24 protein-coding genes are annotated in these 25,511 nt (G+C 39.9%); 9 read left to right on the forward strand and 15 right to left on the reverse strand.

All coding sequences use genetic code 11. From position 1 onward, the window contains the following. Nucleotides 1-7 precede the first annotated feature (7 nt). Nucleotides 8-1,051, reverse strand: a complete 1,044-nt coding sequence (locus CHB71_RS00200; RefSeq protein ID WP_089354863.1) for a TolB-like translocation protein — start codon at nucleotides 1,049-1,051, stop codon at nucleotides 8-10. Nucleotides 1,052-1,083: 32 nt separating this feature from the next. Here CHB71_RS00200 and CHB71_RS00205 point away from each other — a divergent pair, with 32 nt between their 5' ends. Beyond that, entirely contained in the window at nucleotides 1,084-1,533 is a 450-nt protein-coding gene (locus tag CHB71_RS00205; RefSeq protein ID WP_179213264.1) for a nuclear transport factor 2 family protein, read from the forward strand. A gap of 1 nt (nucleotide 1,534) precedes the next feature. Here CHB71_RS00205 and CHB71_RS00210 read toward each other — a convergent pair whose 3' ends face one another. Next, on the reverse strand, nucleotides 1,535-2,332 hold the full coding sequence (locus CHB71_RS00210; RefSeq protein ID WP_144017275.1) for a DUF6503 family protein: 798 nt from the start codon (nucleotides 2,330-2,332) through the stop codon (nucleotides 1,535-1,537). A gap of 319 nt (nucleotides 2,333-2,651) precedes the next feature. Here CHB71_RS00210 and CHB71_RS00215 point away from each other — a divergent pair, with 319 nt between their 5' ends. The 5 genes from CHB71_RS00215 (at nucleotide 2,652) to CHB71_RS00235 (ending at nucleotide 11,632) form a co-directional block, all read left to right on the forward strand. Beyond that, nucleotides 2,652-2,987 carry a PadR family transcriptional regulator gene (locus CHB71_RS00215; protein WP_089354866.1) on the forward strand — a complete coding sequence of 112 codons (336 nt, stop codon included), beginning with the start codon at nucleotides 2,652-2,654 and terminating at the stop codon, nucleotides 2,985-2,987. Further along, on the forward strand, nucleotides 2,987-5,629 hold the full coding sequence (locus CHB71_RS00220; RefSeq protein ID WP_089354867.1) for an ABC transporter permease: 2,643 nt from the start codon (nucleotides 2,987-2,989) through the stop codon (nucleotides 5,627-5,629). Before CHB71_RS00215 ends, CHB71_RS00220 begins: the two co-directional genes overlap by 1 nt. Before the next feature lie 51 nt (nucleotides 5,630-5,680). Next, nucleotides 5,681-8,257: an FtsX-like permease family protein gene (locus CHB71_RS00225; RefSeq protein ID WP_089354868.1), complete on the forward strand. Its 2,577-nt coding sequence runs from the start codon at nucleotides 5,681-5,683 to the stop codon at nucleotides 8,255-8,257. A 171-nt stretch (nucleotides 8,258-8,428) separates the two neighbouring features. Then, nucleotides 8,429-8,773: a PadR family transcriptional regulator gene (locus CHB71_RS00230; protein ID WP_089354869.1), complete on the forward strand. Its 345-nt coding sequence runs from the start codon at nucleotides 8,429-8,431 to the stop codon at nucleotides 8,771-8,773. A gap of 132 nt (nucleotides 8,774-8,905) precedes the next feature. Beyond that, complete coding sequence (locus CHB71_RS00235) at nucleotides 8,906-11,632, forward strand: ABC transporter permease (protein ID WP_089354870.1); 2,727 nt, start codon at nucleotides 8,906-8,908, stop codon at nucleotides 11,630-11,632. 21 nt (nucleotides 11,633-11,653) lie between these two features. Here the strand turns inward: CHB71_RS00235 and CHB71_RS00240 are convergent, their stop codons facing one another. The 8 genes from CHB71_RS00240 to CHB71_RS00275 form a co-directional block, all read right to left on the reverse strand. Continuing rightward, a complete protein-coding gene (locus CHB71_RS00240; RefSeq protein WP_089354871.1) occupies nucleotides 11,654-12,844 on the reverse strand; it encodes a hypothetical protein in 1,191 nt (396 codons plus the stop codon). 34 nt (nucleotides 12,845-12,878) lie between these two features. Further along, on the reverse strand, nucleotides 12,879-13,787 hold the full coding sequence (locus CHB71_RS00245; RefSeq protein WP_144017276.1) for a hypothetical protein: 909 nt from the start codon (nucleotides 13,785-13,787) through the stop codon (nucleotides 12,879-12,881). Between the two features lie 47 nt (nucleotides 13,788-13,834). Continuing rightward, nucleotides 13,835-14,530 carry a prealbumin-like fold domain-containing protein gene (locus CHB71_RS00250; protein WP_089354873.1) on the reverse strand — a complete coding sequence of 232 codons (696 nt, stop codon included), beginning with the start codon at nucleotides 14,528-14,530 and terminating at the stop codon, nucleotides 13,835-13,837. 11 nt (nucleotides 14,531-14,541) lie between these two features. Continuing rightward, nucleotides 14,542-15,099 (reverse strand): outer membrane beta-barrel protein, encoded by a 558-nt coding sequence (locus tag CHB71_RS00255; RefSeq protein WP_221406653.1) that lies wholly within the window; start codon nucleotides 15,097-15,099, stop codon nucleotides 14,542-14,544. Nucleotides 15,100-15,274: 175 nt separating this feature from the next. Continuing rightward, nucleotides 15,275-16,027 carry a LytR/AlgR family response regulator transcription factor gene (locus tag CHB71_RS00260; RefSeq protein ID WP_089354875.1) on the reverse strand — a complete coding sequence of 251 codons (753 nt, stop codon included), beginning with the start codon at nucleotides 16,025-16,027 and terminating at the stop codon, nucleotides 15,275-15,277. Nucleotides 16,028-16,029: 2 nt separating this feature from the next. Next, nucleotides 16,030-17,079 (reverse strand): sensor histidine kinase, encoded by a 1,050-nt coding sequence (locus CHB71_RS00265; protein WP_089354876.1) that lies wholly within the window; start codon nucleotides 17,077-17,079, stop codon nucleotides 16,030-16,032. 85 nt (nucleotides 17,080-17,164) lie between these two features. After that, nucleotides 17,165-17,983 (reverse strand): M48 family metalloprotease, encoded by an 819-nt coding sequence (locus CHB71_RS00270; protein ID WP_089354877.1) that lies wholly within the window; start codon nucleotides 17,981-17,983, stop codon nucleotides 17,165-17,167. Nucleotides 17,984-18,110: 127 nt separating this feature from the next. Continuing rightward, on the reverse strand, nucleotides 18,111-18,581 hold the full coding sequence (locus tag CHB71_RS00275) for a hypothetical protein (protein ID WP_089354878.1): 471 nt from the start codon (nucleotides 18,579-18,581) through the stop codon (nucleotides 18,111-18,113). Between the two features lie 136 nt (nucleotides 18,582-18,717). Between CHB71_RS00275 and CHB71_RS00280 the strand changes: the two genes are divergently transcribed. Together CHB71_RS00280 and CHB71_RS00285 are read left to right on the forward strand one after the other, a co-directional pair. Continuing rightward, nucleotides 18,718-19,050, forward strand: a complete 333-nt coding sequence (locus CHB71_RS00280; RefSeq protein WP_089354879.1) for a PadR family transcriptional regulator — start codon at nucleotides 18,718-18,720, stop codon at nucleotides 19,048-19,050. Then, nucleotides 19,047-21,716: an FtsX-like permease family protein gene (locus CHB71_RS00285; RefSeq protein WP_089354880.1), complete on the forward strand. Its 2,670-nt coding sequence runs from the start codon at nucleotides 19,047-19,049 to the stop codon at nucleotides 21,714-21,716. Before CHB71_RS00280 ends, CHB71_RS00285 begins: the two co-directional genes overlap by 4 nt. 2 nt (nucleotides 21,717-21,718) lie before the next feature. Here CHB71_RS00285 and CHB71_RS18675 read toward each other — a convergent pair whose 3' ends face one another. From CHB71_RS18675 to CHB71_RS00300, 4 genes are all read right to left on the reverse strand, one after another. Continuing rightward, the gene (locus tag CHB71_RS18675; RefSeq protein WP_144017277.1) at nucleotides 21,719-21,883 is read right to left on the reverse strand and encodes a Lacal_2735 family protein; all 165 of its coding nucleotides are present in this window, start codon (nucleotides 21,881-21,883) and stop codon (nucleotides 21,719-21,721) included. Nucleotides 21,884-21,997: 114 nt separating this feature from the next. Continuing rightward, on the reverse strand, nucleotides 21,998-22,906 hold the full coding sequence (locus CHB71_RS00290; RefSeq protein WP_089355586.1) for a polysaccharide deacetylase family protein: 909 nt from the start codon (nucleotides 22,904-22,906) through the stop codon (nucleotides 21,998-22,000). Nucleotides 22,907-22,960: 54 nt separating this feature from the next. After that, the gene (locus tag CHB71_RS00295) at nucleotides 22,961-23,782 is read right to left on the reverse strand and encodes a helix-turn-helix domain-containing protein (protein WP_089354881.1); all 822 of its coding nucleotides are present in this window, start codon (nucleotides 23,780-23,782) and stop codon (nucleotides 22,961-22,963) included. After that, nucleotides 23,779-24,588, reverse strand: coding sequence for a CPBP family intramembrane glutamic endopeptidase (locus CHB71_RS00300; protein ID WP_089354882.1), 810 nt, complete (start codon nucleotides 24,586-24,588; stop codon nucleotides 23,779-23,781). The genes CHB71_RS00295 and CHB71_RS00300 overlap by 4 nt, the downstream gene beginning before the upstream one ends. 102 nt (nucleotides 24,589-24,690) lie before the next feature. Here CHB71_RS00300 and CHB71_RS00305 point away from each other — a divergent pair, with 102 nt between their 5' ends. Further along, a complete protein-coding gene (locus tag CHB71_RS00305; RefSeq protein ID WP_089354883.1) occupies nucleotides 24,691-25,179 on the forward strand; it encodes a GNAT family N-acetyltransferase in 489 nt (162 codons plus the stop codon). Here the strand turns inward: CHB71_RS00305 and CHB71_RS18680 are convergent. Next, the gene (locus tag CHB71_RS18680; protein WP_144017278.1) at nucleotides 25,174-25,350 is read right to left on the reverse strand and encodes a Lacal_2735 family protein; all 177 of its coding nucleotides are present in this window, start codon (nucleotides 25,348-25,350) and stop codon (nucleotides 25,174-25,176) included. The two genes, CHB71_RS00305 and CHB71_RS18680, sit on opposite strands and share 6 nt — an antisense overlap. Between the last annotated feature and the right edge of the window lie 161 nt (nucleotides 25,351-25,511).

Below are 25,511 nucleotides of genomic sequence, written 5' to 3' on the forward strand. Positions count from 1 at the left end.
GGGAAGTTTACCGCTTCCCTTTTTTCTTTTCCCATGCTTTAAAATCCAGAATCAAAATCCCTCTTCCTTTCCCTGCTGCATCTGCTGCATGCGCATATTGAAAAGCCATATAGCGACCATCATCACTGACAACAGGGTTAGATGCCTTATATTCCGGATTGTCGTTGAAGTATGTTATCCGTTCTACATCTCCCGATTCATCGAGTTTTAGTTTGTAAATATCCAGGGTCAAAAATTCCTTCATGCCTTTATAGTTGGCTCTATGCCTGTTGCTCTCAATTAGCATACTTAATCCATCAGGAAATATGCCCTCTGCTTCATCGTAGGTGTCTTTGCTGTTGGAGTAATTGGTAAATTCTTTTTCTTCCATGTCATAGCCAAGTACTTCTGCCTGAAAACCAAACTGTCCGCCGAACGCATAAAAGAACAACTCATTTTCATTTTTTGGATTAAAGTTTTGGGTTTCCAGATCCCATCCCTTAGCTGGCGTGGGAAGGTCGCCTGCTGTAAAAAGTGGTTTCCAGTTTTTCAGCTTGGGTTTCTCTCCATCATAATCTATTTCACCCTTATAGATAGTGGTTCCTAGTGCCCAGGCAATATTCATTTTCGTTCTTGAAACGGCAGGTCCCTCTTTGCAGTGTACTCCCAGTGGAACCGGTGGAGATTTAAGGTCTTTTTTCAACACCCATAATTCCGCATTTCTAGCATCCCTGCTTTTCCATGGATTTTTTGAGTCAAATTCACGAGCTCCTGATAGTAGGATGTCGCCGTTAGCGAGATAGAGCGCACGCACAAATCCTTCATGGAAAAAGTGATGAGTCATTGGTTGGATGATACCTGTTGTTATTTCAACTTCAAATACATCACCAAAAGTTTTTTCAATAAATAGAATACGCTCACCATCATGTGACCAATCTGCTCGTTCCCCGAAATAAGTAATCTGCGTAATATAATCGGGCAAATCTTCTAAGGGAGATTTGTTTGTATCCTGGGAAAGTAAGCTGCCGGGTAAAGCAACAAAAATGAGCAAGGCGATGTATAACTTATTCATAGAAATTAGGGATGATTAAACTCAAAGATAAAATGAATAAGCTCCTTACCATATTTATTGTCTCCGCGTTCCTTTCCTGCACAAACCAGCAAGCCCCCTCTGAGGAAAGCTTAAGGACAGCAATTGATCAGTTTAACCAGGCTTATAAGATCGGTGATGACGAAAAGCTATCATCTATGATTACTGAGAACTATGTACACACCAATAGCTCATGGAAGTCTTTTGGCAAGGAAAAATGGATTGGGTATATGGAAGACCGTTCCAAAAAACTTAACAACGGAAATCTCACCGTTGAATCCTACGAGATGAACGAGCTATCCATTGAAATGTATGATGATGCCGCAATAGCGACTGCCCTGATCTCAACAACAGGAGTTGAAGATGGCGTTCAGTTTAACAAGAAATTCAGGGTATCCAATTTTTGGATCTTTGATGGAAGCCGCTGGCTGAGAGCAGGCTTCCATGATACGCCGGTTGAATAAATTACCCTTCCCCAACATTCAGCGGAGCTATTTGTGCATCTTCCGGCATCACAAATAAGCTGTCTGCAGGCGCCTCTTTTGATGATAGCTCAATGCTTTCGAAAACAACCTCATTACTCATCACACCAACTGTGTCATCCTTAAACTGATACCATTGAATAGTCGTAGGAAGTAGCAATCCATTGACCTCTCTCCATTGATCGTATTTGATCAGTTTATAAGTATCGCTTGGTTCCCCACTTCGATAGGTAACTGTGTACATCAGCCATTCCATTTTGTTCGTCTCAGGATCATACCACAAAATGTAATTGTCGTCCGGAGCGTCTCCGATGTTTTCGCCGTAGGAAATTTTGATCCCGTTGTAGGTTTTGCCTAATAGTTCACGAGGTTCCACGTCTTCGTAAAAAGCGCCCGGATCACCGACAACAAAAGGCATAGCATAGAAATAGAAGTACAGATTATGATAAAACCTAGCTCTACTGGCATCAATGGTATCCGGCGATACCCATACATTTTCTCCATCAAACCCGATTGTCTGCTTTGGTGACTCCACTCGAATCTTCCGATTCTGAAGGTTTGTGATCGTTGATTCTTCCCCTTTCATGTACGAAAGTGATTTCATTTTGGACCATTGTTCATAGCCGCCGTGTGTATCCATCACTTTGGTGAGTGATTCGCTGTGATGAGAAGGTGCTTCATAGATCGCTTCTGCCTGAGTAGCCTCTTCGGGGCTGTCTTTTTGGTTGTTCGACTGGCATGCCATCAACATAGCCAATAATAGAATAGTGAGATATTTCATTAAAATTTTTCTTCAAATGTAGCCGATTAAAAAGGCATCTTGTAGCTCATAAAAATCATTTTTGGCTAAAAGGTAAGCTGGACTACATTAAAAATTTTATCCCGAAACGCAACATTAAAACTACAAATAAGGTATAAGAATAATTATTAATACTACATTTAAGGTAAAAATGAGAATTAGGTTTAGAAAAGATTTAATACAGGCACCATTTTTTACCCCTGCCCTAAAGGGAGTTGTTGACTTTCCCTTCAGGGATAAAGGGTTATAAAAAGGTCGTCATTTTAATCAAAATCTTTTCTATCCAAGAAAATGGTTAATCATGGGAAAACATCAACTAGGTGAATTCGAAGAGGTGGTGATGCTCACAGTAGCAATCCTTACAGATGAAGCGTATGGGTTTGCCATCATCGAAGAGATGGAAAAGCGACTCAATCGAAAAGTGAGTATTGGAGCTTTACAAACTGTGCTTCGAAGATTAGAAAAGAAAGGCTATCTGTCCTCAGAGATGGGTGAAGCTACTGCTGTTCGTGGAGGTAAGCGAAAACGATTCTTTCACCTTACATCGGCAGGGAAAAACGTTCTTCAGGAAACAAAAGAACAGCGCCTTGGACTATGGAATGCTGTTCCTGAATTTGTCGTGAAGTTCAGCTATTAATGAACAAACCAAACCAGATATCGCCACCGAGATGGTCGCTCAAATTCTTCCGCTGGTTCTGCCATCCGGACTATGCGGAAGACATTGAAGGGGATCTCTTCGAACGATTTGAAAAAAGGACTATTGAAAATAGAGCAGCTAAATGGCTGTTCACGCTGGATGTGCTAAAACTATTTCGGCCCGGCATTATAAAGCCAATCACAGGCAGTCAAAAACTAAATAACTACGACATGTTTAAAAATTATTTCAAAATAGGTCTTCGAAACATTCGCAGGCATAAAACATTCTCATCCCTCAATATCGCAGGGTTGAGCGTTGGGATCGCGAGCTGTATTCTGATTCTCATTTACGTGAACAATGAGCTATCCTACGATACCTATAACAGCAATTACGAAACTACCTACCGGGTGATTCACTATTACGGACAGCAAGGTGAAGCACCTGATTACACATCTCTTCCTACGAATGAATACCAGGTATGGGGAAATGCACCGGTGGCACCTGCGATGCAGCAATTTTTTCCTGAAATAGACAAGGTCTTTCGTTTTACCAGTGATGCGTCGTGGCTTTTTTCCTACAATTCGATTACCTATTCAGAATCAGACGTTCTTTTTGCAGACTCCACCGCATTTGACATCTTCGACTGGAAAGTAATAGCAGGAAATCCTAAAACTGCCCTTGAGAGGCCAAATACGGTGGTCTTAACTCCGAGATTAGCCGAGAAATACTTTGGAAGCGAAAACCCCATGGGTAAGTCCATTATCATGGATAATCAAGATCCTTTCGAAGTAACTGGTGTTGTAGAAGTGCCCACTAATTCCCATTTCTCTTTCAATGGACTGATCTCTATGAGCACCTTTCGAAATTCACGTCCGCAAATATTCGATTCATGGGGTTATGTGGATTTTTACACCTACTTCACGCTAAAGCCAGGTACAAGTATTGAGCAGGTTCAGGAAAAAGTGCCCGAATTTTTGGAGGCCAACTTCCCTAACGATTTTAACTATCATATAAAATTTGAACCTCTTTCAGATGCGTATCTTCACTCGGAAGCAGGAAGACAGCCTGGCCCTGTTGGGAGCATGGGGAGCATTTATATCTTTACTTCTGTCGCTCTGTTCATCTTACTAATTGCCTGTATCAACTTCATGAACCTTTCTACCGCCCAATCAGTAGAGCGAGCAAAAGAAGTAGCGATTCGAAAAACAATTGGCTCTCATCGTGAGGCATTGATATATCAATTTTTGGTGGAGGCCATTCTTGTAACCTTTATAGCTTCAATACTTGCCGCTGTATTCGTCATTTTTGGTCATTCACTGCTCGAAACCATTTCCGGAAAAACATTGCCGATCGATTGGCTTTTTACACCTCAAAATGCGCTACTCGCTTTGGGGGGAATATTATTCATAGGAATAGCGGCCGGGAGTTACCCTGCATTTGCATTATCGACTTTTAAGCCAGTCACAGTGCTTAAAGGCTCCTTTAAAACATCGTCCAAAGGCATCTGGCTCAGGAAATCTTTAGTGATTCTTCAGTTTTCCCTATCCATCATTTTGCTTGCAGGAGCTGCAGTTGTTTCATCGCAACTCGATTATCTTCAGAAGTATGATCTGGGCTTTGACTCAGAACAAATGCTGGCTGTTGACTTTGGGTATGATGACCTGGTTCAACAAAAACGTGAGTTCATTAAGCAAGAATTTTTGAAACATAAAGACGTAGAAATAGTCTCTGTTTCACGAGCAGTGCCTGGTGATTTTTTTCCAAATGCAGGAACAGGAGTTGCCGATCCCGTTTCAGGAGAAATTGTTTATAAAGGTCCTGCTATCTATGAAGTTGACGAAGATTTTATCCCTGCCTATAAAATGAATATGGTAGCGGGGAGAAATTTTTCAGACGATTTTCCTTTGGACTCTGCGAATGCCTTAATTCTAAATGAATCTGCTGCCAGGCTATTTGGCTATCCAAACCCTGCCGACATCATCGGGAAGTCTTTCCGCCAATGGGGACGCGAAGGAAAAGTGGTTGGGGTAGTGGAAGACTTCAACTATGTGTCTTTGCATGAAGATGTAGAGCCTCTATCACTCCGTTTTGGTACCCGTTTTAATGTTTCAACCATTTCAGTTAAACTAAAAAGTGATGACTTTTCGAAAACGATCGCTGAGCTTGAAAACATCTGGCAGGGAATCGTTCCACATCGTCCGTTCGATACACGTTTTGTGGATCAAAACTTTAATGCGCAGTATGAATCTGATGAACGCTTTGGAATGATATTCACCACATTTTCAGGGCTAGCAATCTTTGTTGCATGTTTGGGTTTATTTGGATTAACTATCTATAGCACCAGCCAACGAAATAAAGAAATAGGTGTGCGAAAAGTGATGGGAGCATCCATCACGCAAATAATTGCCCTTCTTTCCAGGGACTTCCTTACGCTTTTCATCATTGCCCTTGCTATCTCTGTACCACTTTCCTGGTATGTGATGAACAGCTGGCTTGATGGGTTCGCGTATCGCATTTCATTAGGTGTTGAGGTCTATGCTGTATCCGCTTTGATCACTTTGCTGGTGGCATTCATTACCATGAGTTTTAAAACAGTAAATGCCGCACTCTCAAACCCCATTGAATCATTGAGAGATGAATAAACTGTAAATCCTGACAGGTTTCAAAAACCTGTCAGGATTTAAAAGAAAGTTATGAAACAACCCCCAAAATATCCCCTCCATTTCTTCCGTTGGTTCTGCCATCCGGACTATGTGGAAGATATTGAAGGTGATCTTTTGGAGCGATTTGAAAAAAGGACGAATGAAAACCGATCAGCCAGATGGCTGTTCGCACTCGATGTGCTCAGGCTTTTCAGGCCGGGGATCATCCAAAATTTTGAAGGAACAAAAAAACTCAACTATTACGGCATGTTTAAGCACAACCTACTTATTTCTCTACGTGGTTTCAAGCGACACAAAGCAGTCTTTGGTATCAATTTAATTGGTCTTATCACCAGTCTCACATGTGTGCTTTTCAGCGTGCTCTGGATAAACGATGAACTGCAAAAGGACCGGTTTCATGCAGAATCTGATAAACTATTTCAAGTCCATTCCAAATTCACTAACGTAAGCGGCATAACCGTTTCCAGAGGTGTAACTGGACTCATAGAACCAGAAATTGAAACTCAGATTCCACAGGCTGTTGCTTCCGCAGTATCCACGGATGTGCATGAATATACTTTGAGTATTAATAAAAAAGGGTTTAGGGTGAAAGGTCGATTTGCCGATTTCGACTATCTAAAACTCTTAGATTATCCACTTTTGAGTGGTGATGCAACCGCATTGAACGAACCCACAAATATTTTGATCACCAAATCTCTGGCTATGAAAATGTTCGGAAAAGAAGATGTAGTCGGAGAAACCTTAGACTGGCATTTCTGGAGCAGAGAAAACACATTCCAAATTGCCGGCATACTAGAAGACGTTACCTCGGCCACCTCTGAACCATTCGAGTTCATCCTTCCATGGACCTTTTATCATGATGAACTCATTAACTATAAAGGGTGGGGAAATTTCTATGGAAGAGTTTTGGTAAAACTTGACGACCTCTCGCAGAAAAGTCTGGTGGAGGAAAAACTGAACGAAATCTTTCAGGCCAATCAATCCAATGAAAACGTAGAACTGTTTCTGACGGGTTATTCAGACAGGTACCTCTATGGAAAGTACGAGAATGGCGAGCAAGTGGGAGGAAGGATTGAGTATGTAAAGCTAACGAGCATTGTGGCCGCATTCATTTTGTTAATCGCCTGTATAAATTTCGTGAATTTATCTACCGCATTTGCATCGCTTAAGGCAAAAGAAATAGGAGTGAAAAAATCTTTCGGTGCGTCCAAAAGAAACCTTGCTTTCCAGTTTTTCTTTGAGTCACTCCTACTTTCGTTCCTTGCCACCCTTGCTGCGATACTATTTGTTGTTGCTCTTATGGAACCTTTCAATCAATTGACCGGCAAGCAGCTATCGCTTCTTCCACAACCTATGATGATCGTCTATTTCTTACTGTTTATTCCAATAATTGGAATAATTGCAGGTCTTTACCCGGCCATTCATTTATCCAGACTGAAGGTTATTACGGCCCTTAAATCTAAGGTACTCGGAAGCCAAAATCATAAAGCATGGGGCAGACAGACATTGGTTTTGATTCAATTTTCTCTTTCCATACTGCTAATCGTTGGAACATTAATAGTGAGCAAGCAAATGGATTATGCCTTAAACAAAAACCTGGGGTATGACAGAGATAACCTCCTCTATTTTTTAAGAGAAGGGCAGCTGTTTGAAAATGGTCAGGCTTTCATTTCGGAGCTCGAAAGCATCCCCGGTGTACAGCAGGTTTCTGAAACCGGATTTTCAGTGAGCCCAAACATGCAAAACCGAACCGGCGGATTAGACTGGGTTGGCAAAGGTGAAGATCAACAGGTCAATGTTTGGGAAAATAATGGAGACGCTCATTCCGTAGATATTCTCGGTTTGGAATTGGTAGCAGGAAGAACCTTCCAGGAAGTACTAAACAACGAAAAAGAAAGTGTCATTTTCAACGAAACCGCTATTCGAATGATGGGTATAGAAAACCCCATTGGCAAAACGGTTGAGCACTACACAGGTAAAAAAGAAATCATTGGTATTGTAAAGGATTTTACAACAGAATCCCTCCACAATCCGATGGAACCAGCCATGTTTTTCTATCGACCGGAAAGAGCGCACTATATCATGGTCAAAATGGAAAATGGAAAGGAATTTGAAACAATTGAGAAATTGGAAACGCTATATAAAGAGTTCAATCCTAGTTATCCTTTTGAGCCTAAGTTTGTCGATCAGGATTATCAGGCCATGTATGATTCTGAAATGCGAATGGCCAATTTGTCCCACATCTTTTCAGGATTAGCGATTTTGATTTCATGCCTGGGTTTATTCGGACTTACCATTTTTCAAGTACAACGAAAAGTCAAAGAAATTGGAATCAAAAAAGTACTAGGATGCGATAGATGGAAACTCGCACTTTCAATGACGTATAATTTCACAAAAGCTGTATTCCTGGCAATCATAATTACTATACCTATTAGCTACCTCTTCGGACTAAGGTGGTTAGAAAACTACGCTGAAAGTGTTCAACTTTCCATGTCGACTTTTGCCATAGCAGCTGGTGTAGCACTATTGATTGCGTGGATTACTGTTGGTTCGCAAACTATAAAGGCAGCAAATGCCAATCCTGTAGATTCTCTCAAGGATGAGTAAGGCTCTGCCACACCTAGGTATCAACTTTCGGAAAGTTTGAAACTTTCCGAAAGCTAAAAGACAAATTCTCGACACAGACTTCTTCCAAAAATAATTTTACTACAATTAGGAATTTATAACCAAAATTCTCTTTCTTCGTAAATACTACAATTAGGAAATAATTAATTACGAATGAAAAAGTTCCAACTAGGTGAATTCGAGGAGATCGTGATGCTCACGGTCGCTATTCTTTATGACGATGCATATGGCGTATCTATCAAAAAAGAAATAGAAAATCGACTGAACCGCAGCGTAAGTGTCGGGGCTTTACAGTCAGCGTTGAAGCGACTGGAAGACAAAGATTATCTGGAATCGCTTGACAAGGATGCTACGCAAGAGCGTGCAGGTCGTCCCAAACGGTATTACAAGATTACTGCACTTGGCAAAGAAGCGATGCAGTATACCAAAGAAACTCGTAATTCACTTTGGGAGGCCATTCCGTCCGTCTCATTGGATGTGAAATTTGCAACACTATGAAGTGTGGAGCTTACATCAATTTGAATCAGCCCTCTACCCCAACCGAACGTCGGCCCGGCCTAAAGGGTAGGGCTGATTCCAATCTTCTCAAAGTCCCCTTCAGGGGGTTGGGGGTGGAAAAAAAGAAAGATCATGCATAACCCACCAAAGCTTTTCCTCAAGTTCTTCCGATGGTACTGCCATCCACGATTGGCAAAACCAATCGAAGGGGATCTTATGGAGCTCTATGATGAGCGAGTAAAAGAACTGGGCAAGAAAAAAGCTGACTGGAAATTTATAAAGGACACACTTCTCCTTTTCAGGAGAGATATTATCAAACCCGCCGGTGGCGGACAAAGACTCAATAACTACGGCATGTTTAAATCAATGATAAAAATGGCATGGAGAAATGCCATCAGACAAAAACAATTCACTGTACTAAATCTACTCGGGCTAACGATTGGAATAAGTACCTGCTTCATGATTGGACTATATATCCATGATGAGATGACCTTTGATGCCTTTCACGAAAAAGGAGATCGAATCTATCGTGTGAATCAACCATTTATATGGGGTGACTGGGACAGGATGATGGCCAGCACCGGCCCCAATCTAGCCACTGCATTGCGCGAGGATGCGCCTGCATTTGAAGAGGTGACGCGAATATTGTCCCTTGGGTCACTAACGGCAACCGCTGCTAATAACGGTAACCGATCAAATGCCTTCAAAGAAGATCGAATCTATGCTGCAGAGGAAAATTTCTTTGATGTCTTTTCCTTCAAGCTCAAAGCAGGAGACACTAAATCAGCTTTCGATGACCCACAAAATATAATGATTACCGAAAAGACCATGAGACGGTATTTCGGCGAAGATGCCAGACCTGAGGAAACGATTGGAAAAAACATTGAGATCAAACAGTATGATAATTCATGGAAAGCCTTTTCTATCAATGGAATTCTGGAAAATGTTCCTACTCGATCTCACATTCAATATGATATGTTGGTTTCACTCAAGAGTGAATCTGAAATGATGCAGGCTCATGGATGGAAGTGGATCTGGACAGCATTTTCTACCTATGGTTTGGTCAAAGAAGGTACGAATGTGGCAGCCTTAGAAAGAGATATTCAGGCAATTCCGCCTAAATGGGCTCCACCTACCACAGAACGTATTTTCAATCAAACATTCGAAGAGTTCACCGATGGAAATCCATGGAAGCTGGATCTTCAGCCATTGAGCGAAGTGTACATTGCCGGATCACCGAGAGGCCATTCTTTTGGCCCAACAGGAAATCCGCTTTTTATTAAAATATTTGGCGCAATAGGGCTTTTAGTGCTTGTCTTGTCAGCTATTAACTTCATGAACCTCTCAACTGCAAGAGCCACCAACAGATCCAAAGAAGTGGGCGTCAGGAAAGTGCTTGGGTCTGAAAGAAGTACCATCGTTAAACAGTTCATTTTAGAATCTGTGCTCTTTGTTCTTACAAGCACTGCGCTTGCTTTGATGGTTGTACAGCTCACATTGGGTACCTTCAACCACCTGGCAGAAAAGCAAATCGAAATCCTTCCGTTCTTTCAAAACCCAACATTCTACCTGATTGTCTTTGCATTCATTTTGACACTCGGTTTTATTGCCGGCAGCTATCCGGCACTCTATCTATCATCTTTTAAACCGATTGAATCGTTGAAAGGAAAAATCAAAACCGGCTTCAAAGGAAGAAGTATCAGAAACGGGTTGGTTGTTTTTCAATTCACCATTTCCATCGCACTGATCATCACCACATTTTTTGTTCAAAAGCAGCTTACCTATGCTTCAAATGTGGATATCGGATTCGCCAAAGAAAACATCCTTCAACTACACAATGTTGAAGAATTGGGGTTCGAAACTGAGGCCTTAAAAAACCGGCTGGCGGCAAACCCAAAATTCACTGTGGTTGGTAAATCATTCGGCGTTCCGCCATTTGTGTATTCAAGTGATCGCTACAAGGCGGCCGGCCCGGAAACCCCTGTTGTTCAGCTAAACAACCTGCGGATTGATGAAGATTACCTGGAGGTCTTAGGGCTGGAATTTCTCTCTGGCAGAAACTTTGATTCCAATCGAGAGAATGATAAGTATAGGGTGATATTGAATAGGGAAGCGGTCAAAAACCTTGGATGGAATGTAGAAAATGCCGTTGGAAAATCTGTCGCGCTTGCCTCAGGCGGTGAAGAAGAACATGAAGTGATCGGGGTGGCGGAAGATTTCAACTTTAATAGTGTAAAACAAGAAATAGCTCCTTTGATTTTAATTCATCATTACAATGATATTGTCTGGGATTATGGCGCAGGACTATCTTTTTACTCTATGCGACTAAACCAGGAGGCAATTACCTCAACAGACGACCTAAATCAACTGCTCATCTCACTTGAAGAAGAAATGAAGCAGATAGATCCTACGGTTCCTTTTGAGTACAGTTTTATGGATCAGGAGTTTGAAGCTACCTTCCGGTCAGAAAGGAAAATGGCAACTATACTCAATGTCTTTACCATCATGGCGATGATTATTGCCTGTCTTGGATTGTTTGGGCTGGCCGCATTTTCTGCTGAGCAGCGCACCAAAGAGTTGGGAATTAGAAAAGTCTTGGGGGCCAGTGTCTCGGAGCTTGCTGTTACCTTCTCAAAAGAATTCACCAGATTGGTTCTGATAGCCATCCTATTGGCGTGCCCTATTGCATGGTATTTTGTTAGTCAATGGCTCCAGGATTTTGCATATAGCACGCCTATGGAAGTTTGGGTATTCATAGCTGCAACTATAGCAGCTATGTTAATAGCGATCGTAACCATTAGTTTTCAGTCGTTGCGGTCAGCAAATCGAAATCCAGTGGAGACGCTTAAGGATGAGTAAACGATTACCATTATTTCAATTTCAATCGTCTTCCATGCTTATCTCATATTCCATTTCTACAGCTAGATTGTGGGCAAAGTAGGCATAAATCAGTTTCTGAATTTCCTCTATTGTAAGACTTTTCAAAAAGTGAAACTTCGTCACTCGATTTTTCTTTCCTCCTTCAATCACAGTCAGCTGGGCACTCAATCCCACTTTTTCATTATTCATACGGTATTCCAAATAGTCACTGTCGATTTCGATTACTTTCAAGGTATCAGTGCCCCACTTACCAATTAAATCATCGTGAATTAATGTCAACGCCGAAACGAGAGTATCTCCTTCATAAAAAGTTACCATTGGATCATCTTCATCTCCAGTCCATGAATGATTAAAATTTTCCTGTGCAGATACGGAGCTTACGACATCATATCGTTTTCCAGATCTCATTTCGTCAATGCTAATTTTTTGTTTAATCCTATCTGAAAGGTCCAGATTAAAAAAACGCTCTGTAAACTCTTCATTTTTAACTCCTTGTTTCATTACAAAACGCTGCACTTCATCTCCTTCGCTAAAAAGCATGTAGTTCTTTTTTTTGTTTCGAAGCAGCAGTGAGTCAGTTTTATCAAGGAATGCTTTAAGCTCCTCAGACTTTCCCGCTTTCAATACCCTACGCTTCGGCTTGCCTTTCTTTTTTAAAAATAAGCTTGAATTGGCCGTTTGAAGAAGATATTCAATGTCTTCAACTGAATACCATTGATCATGGATATATGGGGTAAAAGCATTTTTCTGTGCAGGAATTACGATCGACTCCTTAAGCACTTTTTTACGCTTTTTATTTACCACAAACACCTGCAACTTGAAATTTACGTTTTGGATGGTGTATTTTGGGGTGCTTGTTGTACCTCCCTTTACAAATCGGTAAATGATATTAGCAAAATAATCAGCTTTTCCCTCGGTAATCTTTGGTTTAATACCTGGAAAAATAAATGTGTTTTTTTTCTCTATGAACTTATCCGGATTTATATAAATAAACTCTTTAATACCCAACTTAGCTGATAGTTTATCCTCGATAATCTTGATTGTTTCGGCTCTCAAATTCGGTGAGTCCTTTACAATTCCTAAGCAATCTTCACATCTCAGCTCAAAGTTATTTACCTGAATTGTCTGACTATTCGATTGCATGGTGGTCACCATGGTAAAGCACAAAAACAATATTTTTATGAGTTTCATGTTAATTCTTGTTTAGCTGATTTAGATCTCGCTTTTAAAAAAAGAAATGAAACCTTGGTCCCAGGTAGGATTTCAAGTTTGATGATTTGGCATTTTTGATTGAATAATCATATCCTATATCAACACTTAATCCGGTGTTTTTAGTAAAGTAAAAGTCCTTCCCAATAGAGGTGCTTAAGTAGAATGTATTGTCAATTCTATCTGTATTCCATTTGTAAGAAGCCCCGGCTAAAATGAAGTAGGGTTTTCTGCTATTAATGGGTTTACCGAAACTTTTTCGGTAATCCAATCCGAAACCTTTTGCCGCTGCAAGAATAAAGCTCCCATGGATATTGATTGAATTGACGTCATCAACCAAATATCTGACACCTAAATGTATGGTTTCTGAGGAATATCCAGCTCCTGCAATCCCAAAAAGTCTTCGACCTATCTGTTTTTGTAATTCCTTAATTTCACTATTGAGTTCCAGATAATTTTTCTGTGACCATTGTCCATTCTTAGAATTGTATTTGTATATAGGTTTAAAGCCAGATTTAGTGCTTCCGCCAATGAGTGCTCCAAGTGGTACCGATATGGTTGCACCCAAAAGAGCTCCTACTTCCGGACCACTGAGTATGTAGCCATCATTACTGTTAGTAACAGCGCCAATAATTGCCCCAATACTTCCTATGATAAGCGCACCATTTAGCATACCAGCGCCAACGCTTTTTTTGGAAATCTTAGTCTCTTTCAAATCATTGAAAGCATATTGCCGAAAAAGTGCACTTTGAGATCTATTTCTAAGAGCTTTACGTACTTCAGAAAAAGGTTCAAGAACAATCAAACTATCGATCGAGTGTGAATGGTATGCCCCTGTTTTGATTTCTCCTGTTGAGAGCACCAGGTTCACTTTGATGTTCTTCTTCACACTATCCATTGACTGGGCTAGTGAAAGTTGAGCCATTAAAAAAAACAATATGGTGATAAATCTAAGCTTCATAATTGCCTAAATCATTGTCTTTCGAACACATAAGTTAGCCATTCTGAGTCAATAAAATAAGTGAGTCTAAAGCTTGAATATGAAAGTGATGTAACGGTAGTTGGAATTACCGTTGCTCCCTCATCAAGCAATAACCATAACTCATCTGTACCTACACCCCACCAGCTTCCTTCTACAAAAGATGTCCCACAATCATCATTTATATCTGTTCGCTCGTAAGCTCCTGCTCTTGTAAACATCACTATGTCATTTATCTCACATTCTCTGCTTGAATGAGGATCGCCATTTTCATCCAGCACCTGGCTAATACTCCAAGCTATTCCTTCTGCGTTTGAAATGTACCCATCGACGGTCTCGTGAATTTCAACACCATTATGATAAATAGTGCCATCTTCAACATACAATGCATAGGGGGTTTGCCAGTTGTTTAAATTGTCAAAAACCGCATCGATATAGTATTCACCAGCATCTAATCGCGGTATAGCTACAGCTCCATTCTCACTGGTTTTGTAAACTCCCAATCTATTTTCATCAAAAGCCCAATCGTCGACAGTTCTGTAAAGTGTTAAATCAACATCTGATTGTGGCGTCCCATTATTCACTACTTCCACTATCATAATACCCCTTTCATCAAATGAAAGTGTGGTGTCACATGCAGGAAGTATTGATGAGATAATCACTGAAAAAGTTATCAAAAGATTTTTCATAATATTAAATTTTAAAAGTGGTAGGCAACACCAAAGTTTAGCGATTGATTGGTGACTTTATCCTCCTCATCAAATAGGTTCTTGAAGCCATTTTGAAGCACCCCTTCGATTGCTAGATTATTAATTATTCTAAGGCCAAGCCCTAGAATAATCCCATTGTCCGAATCAGATATTTCGCTGGTTTCAAGGTCTTCTTTCATACCTGTACAATTTCCATCAACACATTCTCTCCAGGTGAATTCAGATTTTTTGTCTACGCCAAAAGATCCATAAATCCCAGCAAGCGCATAAACTCTGTCATGCATAATGAACTTTACCGGAAGTATTAAATCGATGTAGTCCAGAGATAATTCAGCTCGAGCTGTAGTTGTGACTGGAAGTTGAAAAAAGGAATGGGTTTCCGTTTCTTCATAAAATGCTCCACGCTGGGAATAATTAATTCCAGGTGTCAGGAAAAGGTTTTCTTTCAAGGTGAACCCGTAATGGAGGCCAACTTGAAATCGCTGAGTTCTTGTTAAATCTTCCGTGTCATCACCAACTAATTTTGATGAGGTTAATGCTGATTTCAAGATCAGCCCTTGACAAATCGCCAGTGAGGGTATGAGTAAGATTATAAGAAACGTGAGTACCAAGAGATTTTTCATAGTGTTTTCTTTTGATGATGAAAACAAACCTCTTATAGCACTAAGACAAATGAAAGTTATCCGGAGTGAGTGGGAATAATGATGGAGTAAACAGGAAGAATCAACGCTGTAACCATTTTTTAAATAATGGTGATTTATCTACACTAACTATCACCTGTTCTTTCGTTGGTGGATTGAGGATAACTCTGATACGACTCTTGGAATAAGAATACATCTCAGATATCGCCTTCACATGAATGATAAATTGCCTGTTTACACGAAAAAAATCAGTTGGATCAAGCAAGAGCTCTAAGTCTTTGAGCGACTCGTCAATAAGGTGCCGATGGTTATCAAACGAGTGGAGGTAGGTGTATTTATCCTGTCCAAAAAAGTAAGCAATTTTATTGCAGTCAACCAACACAATTTTTTCGCCTGAAGACACCATAAACCTTGAGCGATATTCCTTCTGTTCAAGCGACTCAATTATTGCAGATATATCAGGCGAATGCCTCGTATGCTGTTTTTTGAATTTATCAATTGCCTTGATTAATCGATCTTTTTCTATCGGCTTAAGTAAGTAATCAACACTATTTAGCTCAAAAGCTCTAATCGCATAATTATTAAATGCTGTTGTAAATATGAGAGATGCATTAGTATTAGTGCTTTTCAAGATTTCAAAACTCTGACCATCCGATAATTGAATATCCAAAAAAATGATATCTGGTTGAGGATGTGTATTTAACCACTCGATTGCTGCCTTACAAGATGTGAGATGATCAAGCACCAAGATTGTTGTATCAATTTCTTTAAGGAGTGACTGAAGTCTATTTGCAGCGTTAAATTCATCTTCAACTATAAGTACTTTAATTGCCATGATTATGCACTTAATATGGGGATCATTGCTACAAAATGTGTTTCTGTCCGTTCGAATTTAGTTCTCATATCTGTGATTAATTTGTAGCGGTCTTTGAGATTGGTTAACCCAATCCCACTGGCTGATACACGAGATTGAGGGATGATATTATTAGTTATTTCAATATAACCTGAATTCTCACTGATATCGATTTTGAGTGGATTCTTTTCAGATAGTCCGTTATGTTTTATTGCGTTTTCAACCAATGATTGAATGGCAAACGGAGGAATGTTACCGGAGGATTTTACATTAAACTGAACTTCAAATGAATCACCAAAACGAATCTGCTGAAGAAACACATAGCTTCTTACAAACTCCAATTCTTTTTCAATTGTAATCGTTGGTGATTCTACAGTCTTCAGTACATTCCGATAAATGCTCGTAAAGTTTTCAGTAAACTCAAGTGCGCGTTTTTGATCCGTTTTTATTAGATGAAGAAGCGATTCCAAACTATTGAATAGAAAATGTGGATGAACCTGATACCGAAGTGCTTCAAACTGGGTTAGAATATTCTGCCTCATTGTTTTTTCCAGATTGAGCTGAGTCTTTTGCCTTTGAATGTAAAGGTGGAAGATTTCGTAACTGACAATGAATAGTGAATTCAAAACAACGATATATAGAATATTATAATATAACGTGATTACTAATCCATCTGTTGGGAACCCCCAAAAAGGAGTTAAAAACCCATAGTCTATCCATATCAGAAAAGGGATCGTAATAAAAACAGCAGCACAAGTCGTTAGAAAAAATTCTGAAATAGATCGTTTTGTAAATGATTTATCCCATGAAAGTTTACTATCAAGGAACTTTATTATCTGGATATTAACGTAGTAAATGGAAAGAAATTGAAAGAATGTTTGGGTTGCGAAAGAAGCAAAACTGAGGATAATCTTTCCGAGGGAGAAAGGTGGCAACTCGTCGTATAATGCAAGCTCGCTGAAATACTCCACTTCAACAATGACTGCAAGAGTAAACACGAATAAAGTAGCTCTAACGGATAGCTTTTGTCCCATTATCCATATTGCATATACAATATAAATTTAGGTGAATTGACTAATAATAGGAGGTTTTAGTCCTATGAAACAATAAACACCAAAGCTATTGGGGTAAAGAGGCTTTAAAAGCATCATAGTCAGAAATGGAATCATCTCCCAGAGAAGTATCACACCCTTCTTCGGTTGCTTTCGCATTAATGTCTTCTACCCGATTGTCCGGGCTTGGGTGGGTACTTAAAAATTCCGGCTGGCTTGATGAGTTACTATCCAATAGTTTCTGGAAGAAGCCGGCTGCTCCATTGCAGGCAAAGTCATTTACATCTGCCAGATAGAGTACAGAGTAATCGTCAGCTTCAGCCTCTGCATCACGGCTAAATTTTAAGGTTCCGAGTGAGGTTGCTATTTGAGTAAGAAGTCCAGGGTCTCCGCCGGTAATTATACTCAAAAGGACGCTCACACCGTACTGCCTTTGGAGTTGTTTAGAACTGTGACGTTGGTCTGCATGAGCAATCTCATGGCCCATCACTCCAGCGAGGTGATCTTCTCTCTCTAAAAAGAAAATCAAACCTGTATAAACATATATCTGGCCGCCAGGAGTAGCGAATGCATTTAATACTTCCGGATCATCAATAATATTGACTTTCCATGGAAATTCTGTTCGGTAACTCACGCTACCAGACGCTAAAATGACATTCATCATATTCTCAATGTATTCGTATGCTTCCAGATTGGCTGACCGTTCCAAAATTGGGAATTGCTCAGGCATACTTTCAATTTCAGCTGCCACCTGCTGTCCAAGTGAGATATCATTGTTGATACTGAACAATACGATATCGTTGTTTTTATCACATGAGACAGAAATAACAGTAAAGCAGATTAATAGAACTAGTATGAAGGAATTGAGTTTTTTCATTTTGGCCATTTTTATAGTACAAGATCAGTCTTCGAAACCAATTGCTAGTTATTAAGAGGCAATTGAATCATATAAGACTTCCTTGATTATATAACTCTCCAAAGGTTTCTATGTTTTATTCGGATCTGTTGAAATATCAAAGTTTTTCTATCTCATATTGATAATCCGCTTGCAGATCCTCATGAAGACTTGACAATGCCTTTTCAATACGCTTGATTTCTCTATGATACAGGTTTTTGATGGTCGTATGCTTGTTTATAGCAATGCCAGAATCTTGTATGCGTTGACAGAAATAAAGCCTTGCATCAACTTCTGTCTGCTTTTGTCCTGAATATCGAAGGGACTTATTTAGCGACCTGACAATTTTCTGAAGCCCTTTTTTTACATAATAAAGATGACTCATATTGATCTCCTCCATCATGTCATCAATATCTTCTTTCAAGAGCTTGATATAACTCTGTTCATTTCCAGCCTCAAAAAGCAAGTAGGTTAGGAGTTCTTTATTGTCTTTTTTGAATCGGCCCAGGCGTAAACATATTGTCAACAACTCTTCAGGACTCCTTTGCTTTAGTTCTCTTTTTATATCTGCCAGTGATGCTGCCTTCATGCTAAAATCAAATTTACACTCTTTGATCAGTCATGTTTGATTGCTACATCCCATTTACATAAAAAACTGTGAAAACTATTTCTTTTACAACTTAAATAGAAATGATCCGTATATTTGTTTTACAAATTCAATAAAAATGGGAAGAACAAATTTTCTGGGTGAGTTTGAGGAGCTAATTCTCACCATGGTTTTGATTCAGGAAGAAGATGCATACGGCAATACGATTGTCAAAGCGATTAAAGAACATCAGAACCGTGAAGTCAACCTCAGTTCCGTACACATCACCCTTTATCGATTGGAGGAAAAGGGATTCCTCGAATCGTATATGGGTGGGGCTACCAAAGCAAGAGGTGGACGCAAGAAGCGCTATTTCAAAATAACGAATGCAGGTAAGGTACTGCTGCAGGAAATGAAAGATGCGAGGACTAATCTGTGGAAACTTGCACCGCAACTCAATTTTTCTTCATGAGCACTCCAAGGCCACCGAGGTTATTTGCCAGATTTTTTCAATGGTATTGTAATCCACGATTGCAAGAAGCGATTCTTGGGGATATGGAAGAACAATTTGAAGAAGACATTGAAACACATGGACTAAACAAGGCAAGAAGAAGATTCGCCTGGACAGTGATTCGATTTTTTAGAAAGGACATCATTAAGCCCTTAAGCGGCACTCAAAAACTCAACTATTACGGCATGTTAAAAAATTACTTTATTACATCTATTCGATTCATTAAGCGTGAAAAGGTGTTCGCTTTGATGAACATCTCCGGGCTTGCATTGGGCATTGCCTGTGCAATTGTCATCTACAAAATCCTGGATCACGAGTATAGCTACAACAAGCATCAACAGCATTACGCTAATCTCTACCGGGTCTTAAATGAGGACATTACCACACGAGGAAAGCTACTCTACCGTGCACAAACGAACCCTTTGGCGGGCGCTATTAGAAGCGATTTCACAGGAGTTAATGCCACCATGACCTTTTATGATCGGGACGGTCTGATTGGTATTCCGGATGGAGAGGGAAACATTCAACGCTTTCAGGAAAACAAGGGAGTGGTCTTTGTTGAACCGCAATTTCTAGAGATGTTCACACTTCGCTTTCTGGTTGGAGATCAAAAAAGTGCACTCAGTGAGCAGGGGAAAGTCATTTTAACAGAATCAAAAGCCAAGAAGTATTTTGGACTCTCATCATTCAATTTACACGAAGCTATAGGCAGGGAAGTAATCCTGGAAAATGAGAAGACGCTCTACGTTTCTGCAGTTGTGGAAGATGAACCAAACACCTCCGACTTCCCTTTCGAAGTAATCTTTCATCACATGGATCAGGATGCGGCAAACCCCTGGTTCCGCAATGGGCAAGATTGGGATGAATACAATAGTGCAACCAATTGTTACGTCCTACTCGACAAAGGGGTGAATCCAAATGATTTTGAAAAGCAGTTAGAAACCATCGTAGATAAATACCTGCCTAAACATGCTGCCGAGAACAGGACCTATAGACTTCAGCCATTCTCAGACCTCCACTACAGCGGAGAAGTAAGGAGCACGTATGCAGGCATCACTTCAACAAAGAATGAGTTAATGATTCTGGGATTGGTTGGCCTGTTTTTAATCATTACAGCTTGTATCAATTTCGTAAACCTATCCACTGCACAGGCGGTTAAGCGATCCAAAGAAGTAGGCGTACGAAAAACGATGGGTAGCAGCAGGAGTCAATTAATGATTCAATTCTTATGTGAGACTTTTCTCATCACCGTTCTTGCAACGATTTGTGCTCTTTTTCTTGCGTCTTTCCTTGTGGGCGAAGTAGCGGACATTTTTAAATATGAGATGCAGCTCGATATAATGTCTGATGTTCAAATCATCTACTTTTTATTAAGCCTAATCCTGGGTGTAACCATCGTTGCTGGTATCTACCCTTCCCTCATTCTTGCACGGATGAATCCAGTGCTGGCAATAAAAAACAGTCTGAACGTGAAACAAACGTCCGGATTTCTTTCCCTACGAAAAGGACTAGTCGTGTTGCAATTTGCCATTTCGCAAATCCTTATTATCAGCATTCTGATCCTCAAGGCACAAATGGATTTCTTTCAAACCAAGGATTTAGGATTTAACGATGAATCCATCGTGGTTGTAGACCTACCCGAAAATGATTCCACTCGTTTAAGTGTCTTAAAAAGCGAGCTTCTATCGCATTCGTCAGTATCGAAAGTGAGTTTGAGTACGTCAGGACCTATGGCTTCATGGAGATCCACCAATCCTATTTTTCATCCCAATATTGAAGGGCAGGATGTTTCAGGAAATTTGAAGAATGTGGATGAAGATTATTTTGACCTTTACGAAATGGAGTTCTTAGCAGGGGAGCCCTTTAAGGCCACTGATCCTCAAAATTACGTGGTAATAAACCGGCAGATGACAAAAGTTTTGGGATTTGAAGATCCACATGATGCATTGGGTGAACGCATCAAATATGGAAGAGGATCCCTTGAAATGATTGTAGTAGGCGTGGTTAAAGATTTTCATACAGCCTCTCTTCACGCTGAAATAGATAACGTGTTTCTAGCTAACTACTCCTGGAATATCTTTCAGGCAAATATTAAGCTTCATTCGAGTGAAAATAGTTTTTCAGAGTTTAAGCATGCATTAAATCATATTGAGGAAAGTTGGGAAGCTCAATTCCCGGAGCATGTGTTTGACTTTGATTTTTATGATGAGCAATTGGCCGCTATGTATACATTGGAGCTAAGTGTGGCTAAAGTGTTTAGAATCTTTGTCATCATAGCCATCCTCATTGGTGCTTTGGGACTCTACGGACTGGTATCATTTATAGCCAATCAGAAGACAAAGGAGATCGGAATACGGAAAGTAATGGGGGCGTCTGAAATGGCGATTTGGAATATTTTTTCAAAAGAATTTGTGCTATTGTTAACTATAGCCTTCTTTATTTCTGCGCCAGTCTCATTCTACCTTATGAATGCGTTTCTGGATACATACGCATACAGAATCACCTTAGGATCAAAGTTTTTTATTGCAGCAATACTTCTAAGTATGGTCATTGCCTTTCTTACTGTTGGATATAAATCCCTAAGGGTTGCTCGGGCAAACCCAATTGATGCACTAAAAGACGAATAGTCTCAAAGAGGCGTAGCGATGATTTTTCTTTGAATCTCCTGCGCCTCTTTTTGCTTTTGCAAACTTTCGTCCGGATTAGATTTAGAAAGATCATAAGCTTCTTTCATAAGGCGATCATACTTCTTCTGAAGCGAGTTTACCTTGGATGATTTGAATAGATTTAGCATAGTTGATTACGATGAAAGTAGTTTCACCGCGAATATATTCATCGTTCTGACCCGTAATAAACTTACTCTTTGAAGCAGCTAAATTCTTCGATGAATTAATGGATTTCTATTTAACTACCTCACCAAATCCGGCGTAGGAGGGTCTTTCTTGAAAAAATCACCCTCTTTCCCCTGGCTCATTCCCCACTTATGAATCCACGAAATGCCCCAGTCCCCAAACTTGGTAACGGATGATTGATAAGCAGGATCACTTGCCGCTTCATCTTGAGAAATAAATGTGTAGCCATGCTCTTTATAGGTTTTAAGCAAAGCATCCAGGTACTGAGCATTCAAAAAATTCGCATGGATCAATAGCGTTTGTTTGATGTTTCGACCGAAGAGTTCAATGGAAATTTCTTCGAAGTACAATAGCTTCTCTTCCATGTATGTGAGATAAGTATCCCCAATTTGCTTCATCAATTTAGTGTCCCCTGACCGGTACGCCCAAGCGTATTTTTGTGCGAAGAGGTAATCATCATTGTCGATAGTTACAAGTGATTCCTGGTAGCCACTCTCCTTTAAGAAAGTCTTCAGTGAATCCGTGCTGCCTGCAGTCAATCCACTGCGCAAATACGGGTGACGGAAGTAACGAATCTCTGTATCATACTTGGTAGCCAAAGACTTAATAATTCGCTCCCCTTTAAGAATGTCATCCGTATACTCTTTAAATGGAACCCTGTGATAGTTTTTATGTGAATAGGTGTGATTACCCAGATCCATTCCCGCTTTCAGCCATTGGTCTAGTAATTCCACTTTTGAAGAATCTAGTGCTTCTCCTTCATAGAGCTTTCCTTCATTGACGAAACCAATGGCTTTTACATTATGATTTTGTAGCGCATTCAGGATCCCATCTGTAATTACCTGGCTATGCTCCGAAATGCCGTAAGTGACAGCAGGAAGGTCGTCAATGGAAATACATATGGCTCGCTCCTGAGCAAAACAGGAAAAGGAAAGGAAAGTGAGTAGTACTATTAATTTTCTCATTGCATCATTCTTTAGCAACAAGTATAACTATTATTATAGTAATAGTTAAATAACTTACTCTTTAAATAATTCATCTGCTTTAAAAAGCAGTACGATTTCAATAACAATCATTGGGAATAGTAAAATAACTCCTACAAAGGACAGGATCAATGACATGTACGACACACCATAAACGATTTCAATTTTGCCTGCAATTCTTGATACCCTCCCCAATCCATCCTGAAGACGAATCAAACCAATACCAAAAATTACAGCAATGGATCCAATAGCAATAACAGAGAAAGAATTTACAAGGGATAAAACAGATTCATAATCTGGAAAAAATAGGAGGGCAATTATCTCAAGGATCATGACAAAGGCGAAAACCACCATGTACAAGTAGGAGGAAGTTTGAAGCAACTTGTTTTCAAAAAGCTTCGCTAGGGCGAGGAATCCGCGTGTAAACCAGAAAAATGAGATGATCATAAAAACTTTCAGCGTGACGCTCATGCCGATCGAGGCATTTTCTTTGTAAGCATCCGATAAAAATCCCATTCCAAGATCCAGCAGGCTCATAAGTAAAAAGACAACACCTGCGATTCCAGCATATAATATGGAACGTCTCAGTAGGTTATCATCAGGATCAATTAAAAGAAATTCTTTTGCCCTTTCCATAATACCCTTTGATGAATTGGCAGTAAACCATTCTTGATTGGTATCTCCCAGTGCATCAATTAAGATTTTCAATGTAGAGGCACGGGGCATTACCGATCCTGTCTCAATTCGCTGAATGGTACGTACGCTCACATGACTTTTCTCTCGAAGCTCATGCTGAGTCATCCCTTTTTCTTTACGTAGGGAAAGCAGTCTATTTCCCAATTCAGGTTGATCAATCATTTAATTCTGTGTCGTATTCTTTTTGAGTATATCCATGTGCTCAAGATAAGAACTAGCAATGAGATCAATTGAAGAGCCAAGCCAAAGTTCGAATTAGATTGGATCATTTCTTCAGTAGGTGGATTGGCAAAGTCCACTGTCCATAAGGCTGGAATCCATTCTTTATCTCCAACAGCAGCAAGGATTAAATTTAGCCCGCTGTGAAAACCGGTAGGCATGGAGATTCCACCTGAAATGATAGCCATAAGTCCAAAGGCTAATGCCCAAACCCCAGGACCAAGAAATGCACTCGTAATTGACCAACCCCCTACCACATGGTAAAGCGCAAATAAAATCGAAGTAACAATCTGGGCGTTCCATATTCCGTACTCCTTTTCTAGTTTGAAGAAAGCATAGGACTTGAAGGTCAACTCTTCCATGAAGGCCAATGGAAGAATGCAGAGAACCATGATCATAAAGCTCGATACATTCTGCTGGTTGAAAGTCATTGTAAGGTTGCTAAACCATATCTGAGATCCAATCATTACAACTGCAATCACAACTCCTACCGCCAGGCCCTTAATAAAATTAGGCATCACCGATTTATTGAACTTAAGGTTAAAGCCTCTAAGCGGTTTCTTATCTAGCCTCATTATTATGAAAATAGCAGCAAATGCACATACAGACCCGATTATTCCATACCAATATTTGGAGTATGGGAATGGTATGATTCCCTCAGATATAGAATAAAGAAAAAATAACAGCGTGGTGAACGTTATAGGGATGCCGATGGCAATTAGTAAAGGTCTAATTCTTTTGATTTTCATTTGATCGTTTTTCTACAATTGTAGACCTCATTGAATTTAACTGCATGTTTAATAAGGTGACACTCATGCGTCACTTGCTGAAAAGGGCTGTATTTTTAAAGAATGATCCGTGACGCTACTAATAAAGACGCAGCAGCTATAGCAAAAATTTATAATCACTACATCCTTCATTCTCATTCAACCTTTGAAATTGGTCCCATCGATGAGAATGAAATGATTAGCAGGATTGAGCGAGTACAAAATGAATTTCACTTGCCGTGGTTAGTGCTGGAGGAAGACGGCATCATACTGGGATATGCCTACGCCACGCAATGGAAAGCTCGGGTTGCATACTCCAAAACCACCGAGACTTCTATTTACCTTCAGAAAGATCAGGGTGGTAAGGGATACGGAAAGCCACTTTATTCCAAATTAATGAGCCAATTAAAAACACTCGGCTATCATGCCATTATTGACGGGATGTCTCTTCCCAATGAAGCAAGCCGTGTACTCCATGAAAAATTGGGCTTTAAAAAAATTGGAGAGTTTAAAGAAGTGGGTTACAAGTTCGATCGATGGATTGATGTCGGCTATTGGGAGTTGATTTTATAAACGCCCTTTATCTATTTTATCCAAAATCTGTCGTTGAAGGTCAATGGCCTCTTGTTGCTTTTTCATGCTTTGCTCAGGGTTTGACTTGGCAAGTATATAAGCCTCATGCATCAAGCTATCATATTGCCTTCGCAAAGATTCAATTCGTGGTTTTCTAAAAAAATTTAGCATCTGTAGTTGTTGGTTTATGCTGATTTCAATTTGTTTCCATCAATCAGACGGCATGAATGGCAAAAACCCTCCGGAAAATTTTAGCAAATAGCAGAACAATCTTTCTGCAATTGGATGAGATGGATTTTCAATAATCATTAACCTACTTTTGCACCCTAATT

Source organism: Ekhidna lutea, from assembly GCF_900188325.1.
Taxonomy (GTDB): Bacteria; Bacteroidota; Bacteroidia; order Cytophagales; family Cyclobacteriaceae; genus Ekhidna; species Ekhidna lutea.